This window comes from Kitasatospora sp. NPDC059973 (genome assembly GCF_042737525.1).
Classification (GTDB): Bacteria; Actinomycetota; Actinomycetes; order Streptomycetales; family Streptomycetaceae; genus Kitasatospora.
In genome coordinates this window covers 1-8,916 of sequence record NZ_JBHWUI010000242.1, presented here as the reverse complement: position 1 = coordinate 8,916, position 8,916 = coordinate 1, and the positions used below count along the sequence as shown (strand labels likewise).

At 72.3% G+C, this 8,916-nt stretch carries 8 protein-coding genes; 3 read left to right on the top strand and 5 right to left on the bottom strand.

Features of this window, described 5'->3' with window-relative positions; genetic code table 11:
- Window positions 1-238: 238 nt before the first annotated feature.
- Window positions 239-1,705 (bottom strand): MFS transporter, encoded by a 1,467-nt coding sequence (locus tag ACFWA9_RS36370; RefSeq protein ID WP_329490997.1) that lies wholly within the window; start codon window positions 1,703-1,705, stop codon window positions 239-241.
- Between the two features lie 169 nt (window positions 1,706-1,874).
- On the opposite strand from ACFWA9_RS36370, the gene ACFWA9_RS36365 reads away from it, so the two are divergent.
- Window positions 1,875-2,585, top strand: coding sequence for a TetR/AcrR family transcriptional regulator (locus ACFWA9_RS36365; RefSeq protein ID WP_380393354.1), 711 nt, complete (start codon window positions 1,875-1,877; stop codon window positions 2,583-2,585).
- Between the two features lie 106 nt (window positions 2,586-2,691).
- Here ACFWA9_RS36365 and ACFWA9_RS36360 read toward each other — a convergent pair whose 3' ends face one another.
- The 4 genes from ACFWA9_RS36360 to ACFWA9_RS36345 form a co-directional block, all read right to left on the bottom strand.
- Entirely contained in the window at window positions 2,692-3,672 is a 981-nt protein-coding gene (locus tag ACFWA9_RS36360) for a cytochrome c oxidase assembly protein (protein ID WP_329492364.1), read from the bottom strand.
- A gap of 210 nt (window positions 3,673-3,882) precedes the next feature.
- On the bottom strand, window positions 3,883-4,596 hold the full coding sequence (locus tag ACFWA9_RS36355) for a TNT domain-containing protein (RefSeq protein WP_352294289.1): 714 nt from the start codon (window positions 4,594-4,596) through the stop codon (window positions 3,883-3,885).
- A gap of 340 nt (window positions 4,597-4,936) precedes the next feature.
- Window positions 4,937-5,719, bottom strand: coding sequence for a glucosamine-6-phosphate deaminase (gene nagB, locus ACFWA9_RS36350; protein WP_380393351.1), 783 nt, complete (start codon window positions 5,717-5,719; stop codon window positions 4,937-4,939).
- A gap of 373 nt (window positions 5,720-6,092) precedes the next feature.
- Complete coding sequence (locus ACFWA9_RS36345; RefSeq protein ID WP_380393349.1) at window positions 6,093-7,088, bottom strand: 2-hydroxyacid dehydrogenase; 996 nt, start codon at window positions 7,086-7,088, stop codon at window positions 6,093-6,095.
- A gap of 475 nt (window positions 7,089-7,563) precedes the next feature.
- Between ACFWA9_RS36345 and ACFWA9_RS36340 the strand changes: the two genes are divergently transcribed.
- Both ACFWA9_RS36340 and ACFWA9_RS36335 read left to right on the top strand, forming a co-directional pair.
- Entirely contained in the window at window positions 7,564-7,968 is a 405-nt protein-coding gene (locus ACFWA9_RS36340) for a tyrosinase cofactor (protein WP_329491003.1), read from the top strand.
- Between the two features lie 56 nt (window positions 7,969-8,024).
- Window positions 8,025-8,852: a tyrosinase family protein gene (locus ACFWA9_RS36335; protein WP_352294285.1), complete on the top strand. Its 828-nt coding sequence runs from the start codon at window positions 8,025-8,027 to the stop codon at window positions 8,850-8,852.
- Window positions 8,853-8,916: the final 64 nt, after the last annotated feature.

Genomic DNA, 8,916 nt, shown 5'->3' with positions numbered 1-8,916 from the left:
AACACCTCATCGCCACCTGGACCGGCACCTGCCCCACCTGCCGACAACCCACCCCATGGCAGCCCTACGACACCACCTAACAAAGCCCTACTAGGCGGTGTCGGCAAGGTCGCGGCGTCGCCGGCCCGGCGGGACACTGCCAACACCCCCCAGGCGCACACGCGCGGGCGCCGCCTGCCGGGCTGGTCCCGGCGGGCGACGGCGCGGGTGATGGGGCGGGAAGGGGCCGGAGGCGGGCTCACCCCTCCTCGTGCGGGCGGGCGTGGCGGGGCAGCAGGAAGGCCACCAGGAAGGCCAGCGCGAGCAGGCCCGCGCTGAGGCCGAAGGTCCAGCCGGCCGCGTGCCGGAAGCCCTCCGGACCGGCCCAGCCGAAGAACGCGGTGCCGAGCAGGGCGACCCCGATCGAGCCGCCGAGCTGCTGCTGCGCGTTGAGCACGCCGGAGGCCGAGCCGGTCTCGGCGTCCTCCACACCGGCCAGGGCGATGTCGAAGAACGGCGCCATGATCAGGCCGAGTCCGAATCCGGTGACCAGCAGCGCGGGGATCAGCGCCCAGCTGGTCAGGCCGCCGGCCCAGTGCTCCACCGAGACCCAGAGCCCGAGCGCGCCGGTGGCGGCGACCGCCATCCCGGCGTGCAGCACCCGGCGGCCGTAGCGGGGGCCGAGGACGCCGCCGGAGAGCACGGCGCCGGCCACGATCCCGAGCGAGAGCGGGATCATGCTCAGGCCGGAGTGCAGCGACGTCCAGCCGAGGCCGAGCTGGAGGTAGAGGGTGAAGGTCAGCAGCAGGCCGGAGAGCGCGGCGAAGAAGACCAGGCCGGTGGCGAGCGCCGAGGTGAAGGCCCGCTTGGCGAACAGCGAGGGCTCGATCAGCGGGGTGCCCCCGCGCCGCAGCACGCTGCGCTGGTGGAGGGCGAAGAGCCGGAGCACCGGCAGCGAGGCGGCCATGGCCAGGTACGTCCAGAGCGGCCAGCCCAGCTCGCGGCCCTGGACCAGCGGGTAGACCAGCAGCAGGACGGCGGTGCTGAGCAGCAGCACGCCCACCGGGTCGAGCCGGCCGGCGCCCTCCGCCCGGGTGGTCCGGTTGGCGGGCAGGATCCTGACGGCGGCCACCACGGCGAGCAGCCCGAGCGGCAGGTTGATCAGGAAGACCATCCGCCAGCCGGTGCCGAACCAGTCGGCGTCGGTGAGGTAGCCGCCGAGGGTGGGGCCGAGGACGGAGGAGAGCCCGAGGATCGGCCCGAACAGCCCGAAGGCGGCGCCGATCTCCTTGGGCGGGAACATCGCCTTGATCAGGCCGAGCCCCTGCGGGATCAGCAGTGCGGCGAACAGGCCCTGGACGGTCCGGGCGGCGATCAGGGTGCCCGCGCCGGTGGCGGCCGCGCAGAGCACGGAGGCGAGCGTGAAGCCGGCCGCGCCGAGGACGAACAGGCGCTTGCGGCCGAAGAGGTCGCCGAGCCGGCCGCCGGTGATCAGCAGCACGGCGAAGGCGAGCGTGTAGGAGGCGGAGATCCACTGGATCTGCGCGTCGCCCCCGCCGAAGTCGCGCTGGATGGCGGGGGAGGCCACGCCGACGATCGTGGTGTCGAGGAGGTCCATCACCTCGGCGGCCAGGATCACGGCGAGGGCGGCCCAGCGCAGCCGGTATCCGGCCGGTTCGGGCTCGGCCGCGGTGGCGGCCGGGGGCGGGGCGGTCTGACTGGTCATGAGGGGGCTCTCCGGGATCCGGGACTGGGACTGGGGGCTGGGACTGGGGGCTGGGGCGAACTCTGTTCGCCCGGACGAACACTGTTTTCTTCGACGAACAGTGTTTTCCCATGGAACGGTGTTCGTGTCAAGTACGCTGGGACTCGTCGCCGACCACGAAGGAGCCCCGATGACCAGTGCCGCCCCGCGTCCGAGCCGGCCAGCGCACTGGCAGGAGAAGGCGAAGGCGCCGGCCAAGCGCCAGCCGCTGAGTCGCGAGCGGATCGTCGAGGCGGCGCTGCGGATCGTCGACACCGAGGGCATGGACGCGCTGAGCATGCGACGGGTCGGCCAGGAGCTCGACACGGGGGCCGCGAGCCTCTACGCCCACATCGGCGGCAAGGAGGAGCTGGTCGAGCAGGTCCTCGACCTGGCCTACTCCGAGATCGAACTCGAGGAGCCCGACGCGGCCGACTGGCAGGAGCAGATCAAGCGGCTGATGCGCCGCTCCCGGGACGCCCTGCTGGCGCACCGGGACCTCGCCCGGGCGGCGGTGGTGGCCAATGTGCCCACCACGCCGCACGCCATGGACATCGCCGAGTCCATGCTCGGCATCCTGCGCGCGGGCGGCCTCGACGAGCAGACCGCCGCGTACGGGGTCGACGTGCTCGGGCTCTACACCACGGCGACCACCTACGAGGTGTCCACGCGTGGGGGCGGGAACTCCCAGGACTACACCGACCAGGTGCGGGAGTACTTCGGCACCATCCCCGCCGACCGCTATCCGATGATCACCTCGATGGCGGCGGCGCTCACCCGCAACGTCGGTGACGAGCGGTTCGAGTTCGGTCTGGACATCCTGGTGGCCGGCCTCGCCCGCCAGAACGGCTGGAAGGCCTGAGCCGCCGGGGAGCCGGCGGCCGGGGACGGCGGCGGGGGACGACGAAGCCCCCGCCGGTGGGGCGGGGGCTTCGTCACGGTGTCGGGGGCGGTGCCGGTGCGGCCGGTCAGCCCGCGTCGGCCGCCGGTGCCGGGGCGGCCCGCTGGCCGCGCTTGTCCAGCGAGGCCAGGTAGGCGTTGTACGCGGCCAGCTCGGCGTCGCCGCTGCGGTCCTCGGCGCGGTCGCGGCGGCGGGACACCCGCTGCTCGGACCGCATCCACTGGTAGACCAGCGCGATCAGCACGATCGCGGTCGGGATCTCGCCGAACGCCCAGGTGATGCCACCGGCCAGCTTCTGGTCGTCCAGCAGCTTCGTCCCCGGAGGCGCTCCCTCCTCGGTGAAGGTGGTCACCAGCGGGTGGCTGGCCATCATCACCGCGACCCCGAAGAAGGCGTGGAACGGCATCCCCATGAACAGCTCGATGATCCGCATCACGTGGCCAGGCCGGTGCGGGCCCGGGTCCACGCCCATGATCGGCCAGAAGAACGCCAGTCCGGCGGCGAGGAAGTGCACCATCATGAAGATGTGCCCGAGCCGGTACTGCATGAGGAAGTCGAACAGCGGGGTGAAGTAGACCCCGTAGAGGCTCGCGATGAACAGCGGGATGGTGAAGCCCGGGTGCGAGACGACCTTGACGTAGGTGCTGTGCAGCAGGGCCACCAGCAGCTCGCGCGGCCCGCGCGGCCGGCCCTTGCCGGCCGGGCGCAGCGCCCGCAGCGCCAGCGTGATGGGCGCGCCGAGCAGCAGCAGGATCGGCGACAGCATCGAGAGCACCATGTGCTGCATCATGTGCGCGCTGAAGAGCACCATGCCGTAGTCGTTCAGGCCGGTGCAGGTGACCAGGATCACCGAGCCGATGCCCGCCGCCCAGCCGACCGACCGGCCGATCGGCCAGCGGTCGCCGCGCCGGTACAGCCGGACGACGCCGGCGCCGTACAGCGCCAGGCCGGCCAGGCTGCCGATCAGGAAGACCCAGTCGGGGGACCAGGTCATGACGTTGGAGAGGGAGAAGGGGCCCAGCTCGGTCATTCCGCCGTGGTGGTGCATCCCTGACATTCCGTCGCCCATCGGCGGGTCCCGCTTTCCCTCGTCACGACCCTGGGTGGGTCCGGTTCGCCCGTTTTGCTTGCCTCCACAGCCTAGGCGGGCCTTACTCCGCCGCTTCCCCCGCCCCCCGTCCGCGGGGCGGCGGCACGGGAAGGGGCGGCGCGCCGGTCGCCGACCGCGCGCCGCCCCTTCCGTCCGTCCGGGCGGGCGTCAGGACCCGCTGTTCCCCTTCAGGCAGTACCCCTTGTCCGCGTGCTCCTTCAGGTAGCCCGCCGTGATCAGGCCGCTCACGTCGAAGGTCGGCAGGGCCGGGTCGTTCGGCTTGAGGTCCGGGTCGAGCCACTGCTGGAGGCCGTTGCCGGGCTGCGAGAAGGCACCCGCGATGTGGCCCTGCTGGACCTTGAACCCCTTCAGCACCTCGAAGCAGTGGTAGTTGGCCTCGCCCCCGTTGAGGGAGTCCGGCGGGAGGGCGCGCTCGGCGAACCGCGTGCCGCCGGGGGCCAGGAACCTGCCGCGGTCGTTGCTGCCGAAGCGGTCGAGCTTCTTGCCCGTCGCCAGGGTCACCTCGGTCATGTCGAGGTTGCCGCCGTTGTCGGTGAAGCCGTTGTGGTCCGGGTACTTCCAGCCCCGCCAGTCCCGGTACCAGTCCAGGAACCGGGCCGGTGTCACCCCGCCCAGCCGGTCGTAGTCCTTCAGCAGCGCCTTCAGCACCGGGCTCGTCGGCAGGGTGACCGGGCCGAGCTCCCGCCGGGTGCAGAGGTACTGGTCCGCGCCGGTGTCGTAGACCTTCGGGACGCCTTCGCACTCGTTGATCGGTACCCGCTGGGAGGGGGACGACTGCGCGACGGCGGTGCCGGTGGCGGCCAGGCCGGTCAGGGGGAGCGCGACCGCCATGGTGAAGGCGGCGAGAGCGGGACTGCGCATGCGTGGTTCCGTTCGGGAGGGGGAGTGGGGCGCCTCGGTCACCCCGCCCGCCCGGCGGGCCCGGTAGCCGAGAGCACGCGCACAGTTACCCACGGCGCCACGGTTGGTGCACGGATGACCCACGCGCACGGCCTGCCGCCCACCCGTTCGGCCCAGGGCGCGTGCGGTGGAGGCCCGGTCGGGGGTTCGGCGGGCCGCTCGCCCCGGACCGCCGGACGGTCCCGGCGACGCGCCGCGTCGGGTGCGGCGGCGCGGGGGAACGCCGAGAACCCGTCACCGCGGGCGGTGACGGGTCCTCGGCGGAGGGGCTCCGGTTCCACCGGGTCGCCCCGGCCTCGTGTCAGAGGCCCTGCCAGGCGGGCTTGGCGGCGTAGGTGTCGCGGAAGTAGTCGGCGAGCTTGAGGCCGGAGGCGGCCGCCTCGTCGACGACGACGGTGGCGTGCGGGTGCAGCTGCAGGGCCGAGGCGGGAACCATCGCGGACAGCGGGCCCTCCACCGCGAGGGCGACGGCCTCGGCCTTGGCCTCGCCAGTGGCGAGCAGCACCAGGTGGCGGGCCTCCAGGATGGTGCCGATGCCCTGGGTGAGCACGTGGTGCGGGACTTCGTCGAGGCTGTCGAAGAACCGGGCGTTGTCCTCGCGGGTCTGCCGGGTCAGCGTCTTGATGCGGGTGCGCGAGGCGAGCGAGGAGCACGGCTCGTTGAAGCCGATGTGGCCGTCGGTGCCGATGCCGAGCAGCTGGAGGTCGACCCCGCCGGTCTCGGCGAGCGCGCGGTCGTACGCCGCCGCGGCCGCGGCGATGTCCGGCGCGTTGCCGTCCGGCCCGAGGAAGGACGCCTCGGTCAGGCCGAGCGGCCCGACAACCTCGCGCAGGACCACCGAGCGGTACGACTCGGGGTGGCCGGCCGGGAGGCCGACGTACTCGTCCAGCTGGCAGACGCGTGCGCGGGAGGCGTCCAGGGTCCCGGCCTGCACGCGGGCGGCCAGTGCCTGGTAGATCGGCGTCGGGGTGGAGCCGGTTGCCACCCCGAGCAGGGCGTCGGGCTTGTCGGTCAGCAGATCGGCGATCGCCGCGGCGATGAGGCTGCCTCCGGCGGCAGCGTCGGGCACGATCACGATTTCCATACGGATAGCCATTTCTGGAGAGCGACGTAGAGGTCTAGACCACATTCTGCCGCGAATTCCTCCCCCAGGTCCATTCCGTTCCCCCGGGCGTCCCGGAGGGTGGTCGGCCCCGCCCCGGACGGGGCGGGGCCGGGCGGTGGGCGGGCCCCTCGGCGGGTGGCCCCCGGAGCACACCGGCGACGTCGCCCCGTACGTGCACCAGGGTCATGTCGTCGGCTGCGACGCGTTCAGGACCCAGGCCGACGCGCAGGCCGTCCGGCGGGCGGACACGCTCGACCCGAACGCACCCGACCGGGACGGCGACGGGCTCGCGTGCCCGGACCTCCCCGGGCCGAAGGACCGCAAGCCGGGTCCCCGCCGGGTCCCCCCGGGGTCAGTTCCTCGGTACCAGGGTGTTCTCGCTGCGCCGGCCGGCTTCGAAGTCGTCGACGTTGCGGACCGTCGCGCCGATGATCTGGCCGACGGCGGTGTGCGTGAAGTAGGCCTGGTGGGAGGTGATCAGGACCTGCGGGAAGGTGACCAGCCGGGCGAGCGTGTCGTCGCTGACGCCCTCGACCGAGCGGTCGTAGAAGAAGACGCCGGTCTCCTCCTCGTAGACGTCCAGACCGACGCCGGACAGCCGGCCGGCGCGCAGCGTCTCGACCAGGGCGGTGGTGTCGACGAGGCCGCCGCGGCTGGAGTTGATCAGGATCGCGTCGTCCTTCATCAGGGCGAGCGCCGCGCCGTCGATCACGTGGTGGGTGCTCGGGACCAGCGGGACGTGCAGGCTGATCAGGTCGCTGCGGGCGAGCAGTTCGGCGCGGTCCACGTAGGTCATGCCGAGCGCGGTGCACGCGGGGTTCTCCGCGATGTCCCAGCCGAGCAGCTCGGTGCCGAAGCCGTGGGCGATCCGGGCGAAGCACTCGCCGATCTTGCCGGTGCCGAGCACGCCGACCGTCATCCCGTGGATGTCGCGGCCGAGCAGCCCGTCCAGCCGGAAGTCGAACTCGCGGGAGCGGTTGGTGGCCCGGGTGAGCCGCCGGTTCACCGCGAGCGCCAGCGCCCAGGCGTGCTCGGCGACGGCGTACGGGCTGTAGTACGAGACCCGGGCGACGGTGAGGCCGAGCTCGGCGGCGGCGTCCAGGTCGATGTTGTTGAAGCCGGTGGAGCGCTGCGCGATCAGCTCGGTGCCGCCGGACGCGAGCAGGCCGAGCGTCCGGGCGTCCAGGACGTCGTTGACGCTGCTGCTGACCGCGCGGTACCCGGCCGCCAGCGGGGCGGTGTCGCGGTCGAGGAAGACCGCCAGGCTGCGCAGCGCGTGGCGCTCGGCGAAGGCCTGCTCCAGCAGGGGCCGCTCATCTTGTTGGACGCCGTAGGCGAGGATCTCCATCCCGTCACGCTACCGAGCCGTCCCGCTCCGACGCCCCCGACGCGTCGGGGGCGTCGCGCCCGCCGGACGCACCGACAGTTGTGGCCGGTGGCACCGGGGTTCGGCCACCGGCGGCCGGAGGGAGGCCGTCCCATCGCGCCATCCTGGCCGGGTGGTGCCGGTCACCGGGGAAGGGTCGGGGGCGAAGGATTTTCGGTGCGGGATCTGCACAGCGTGAAGATCGATCCAGGTCTGACGATCATTCAGTGGAGAAACGGGAGATCTTCCTGGGGCGTCCGAGGCGTGGGCAGCCGGGGGATGGCTGAATCCGCGCCAACCGTACGTACCCCCGCCGATCGGCAGTTCACTAGGTCGAGTTGCCCTGCGAGCATCGAAACAGCGAGCACGATCATGAAATCGCCTCGCATTAACGTTTCTGCAAGCTTTTCTGAACGGCTCCCCAACACCAGACGGGGCGCCCAAGGGGGGTACCACCATGTCCGAAGACACCCATGCCTCGGAGCTGACCCGGCGGCGGATGCTGCAGGGGGCCGCCGTGGCCCTGACCGCGGCCGCCGGCACCGTCGTGCTCGGCGTCGCCGGTCCGACCAGCAAGTCGGCGACGGCGGCCGACCCGGGGGCGTCCGACACCTTCGACGAGGTCTTCCAGGGCCGTCGCATCCAGGGCCGCCCGGTCACCGACGGCAGCAGCCACCACCACGGCGGCGCCGGCTACTCGGTGCGGATCGACGGCGACGAGCTGCACATGATGCGCAACGCGGACGGCACCTGGATCAGCGTCGTCAACCACTACCAGACCTTCGCCACGCCGCGCGCGCTCGCCCGCGCGGCCGTCAGCGAGCTGCAGGGCGCCACGCTCGTGCCGATCGCGACGGTCTGAGCACCGAGTCCGAACACCCGGACCAGGAACACCACTTCACACCCAAGGGGGGACTCATGGCAGTCCGCAAGAACCAGGCGACCCTGACGGCCCAGGAGAAGCGCGCCTTCGTCAACGCCGTGCTCGAACTCAAGCGCAGCGGCGGTTACGACTCCTTCGTCACGACCCACAACAACTTCATCATCAGCGACACCGACAACGGCGAGCGGGTCGGCCACCGTTCGCCGTCCTTCCTGCCCTGGCACCGGCGCTTCCTGCTCCAGTTCGAGGAGGCCCTGCAGGCGATCGACCCGACCGTCACCCTCCCGTACTGGGACTGGACGGCGGACCGCACCACCACCGCCTCGATCTGGGGTGCCGACTTCATGGGCGGCAACGGCCGCAGCAGCGACGGCCAGGTGACCACCGGGCCGTTCGCCTTCTCCGGCGGCAACTGGGCGCTGAACGTGCGGCCGGACAGCCGCACCTTCCTGCGGCGCCAGTTCGGCGCCTCGGTCGCCCAGCTGCCGACCCGCGCCGAGGCCACCGGTGTGCTGGCGATCGCCGCGTACGACGCCGCGCCGTGGAACAGCGCCTCGGACGGCTTCCGCAACAACCTGGAGGGCTGGCGCGGGGTCAACCTGCACAACCGGGTGCACGTCTGGGTCGGCGGTCACATGACCACCGGCATGTCGCCCAACGACCCGGTGTTCTGGCTGCACCACTGTTTCATCGACAAGCTCTGGTCGGAGTGGCAGAAGCTCCACCCGTCGTCCACCTACCTGCCGGCGGCCGGCACGGCGAACGTGGTCGACCTCAACGAGACCATGAAGCCGTGGAACAACGTGACCCCGGCGGACATGCTCGACCACACCGCCCGCTACACCTACGACACCGGCTTCTGACCGGCCGCGCGCCGACCTGACGCCCGCACGAGACGGCGCCGGCCCCCGAGCGGTTGCTCGGGGG

Bases quoted from the DNA above. Each gene is read 5' to 3' on its own strand.
- ACFWA9_RS36370 (WP_329490997.1), bottom strand. From the start codon at position 1,705: ATGACCAGTCAGACCGCCCCGCCCCCGGCCGCCACCGCGGCCGAGCCC.
- ACFWA9_RS36365 (WP_380393354.1), top strand. From the start codon at position 1,875: ATGACCAGTGCCGCCCCGCGTCCGAGCCGGCCAGCGCACTGGCAGGAG.
- ACFWA9_RS36360 (WP_329492364.1), bottom strand. From the start codon at position 3,672: ATGCACCACCACGGCGGAATGACCGAGCTGGGCCCCTTCTCCCTCTCC.
- ACFWA9_RS36355 (WP_352294289.1), bottom strand. From the start codon at position 4,596: ATGCGCAGTCCCGCTCTCGCCGCCTTCACCATGGCGGTCGCGCTCCCC.
- nagB (WP_380393351.1), bottom strand. From the start codon at position 5,719: ATGGAAATCGTGATCGTGCCCGACGCTGCCGCCGGAGGCAGCCTCATC.
- ACFWA9_RS36345 (WP_380393349.1), bottom strand. From the start codon at position 7,088: ATGGAGATCCTCGCCTACGGCGTCCAACAAGATGAGCGGCCCCTGCTG.
- ACFWA9_RS36340 (WP_329491003.1), top strand. From the start codon at position 7,564: ATGTCCGAAGACACCCATGCCTCGGAGCTGACCCGGCGGCGGATGCTG.
- ACFWA9_RS36335 (WP_352294285.1), top strand. From the start codon at position 8,025: ATGGCAGTCCGCAAGAACCAGGCGACCCTGACGGCCCAGGAGAAGCGC.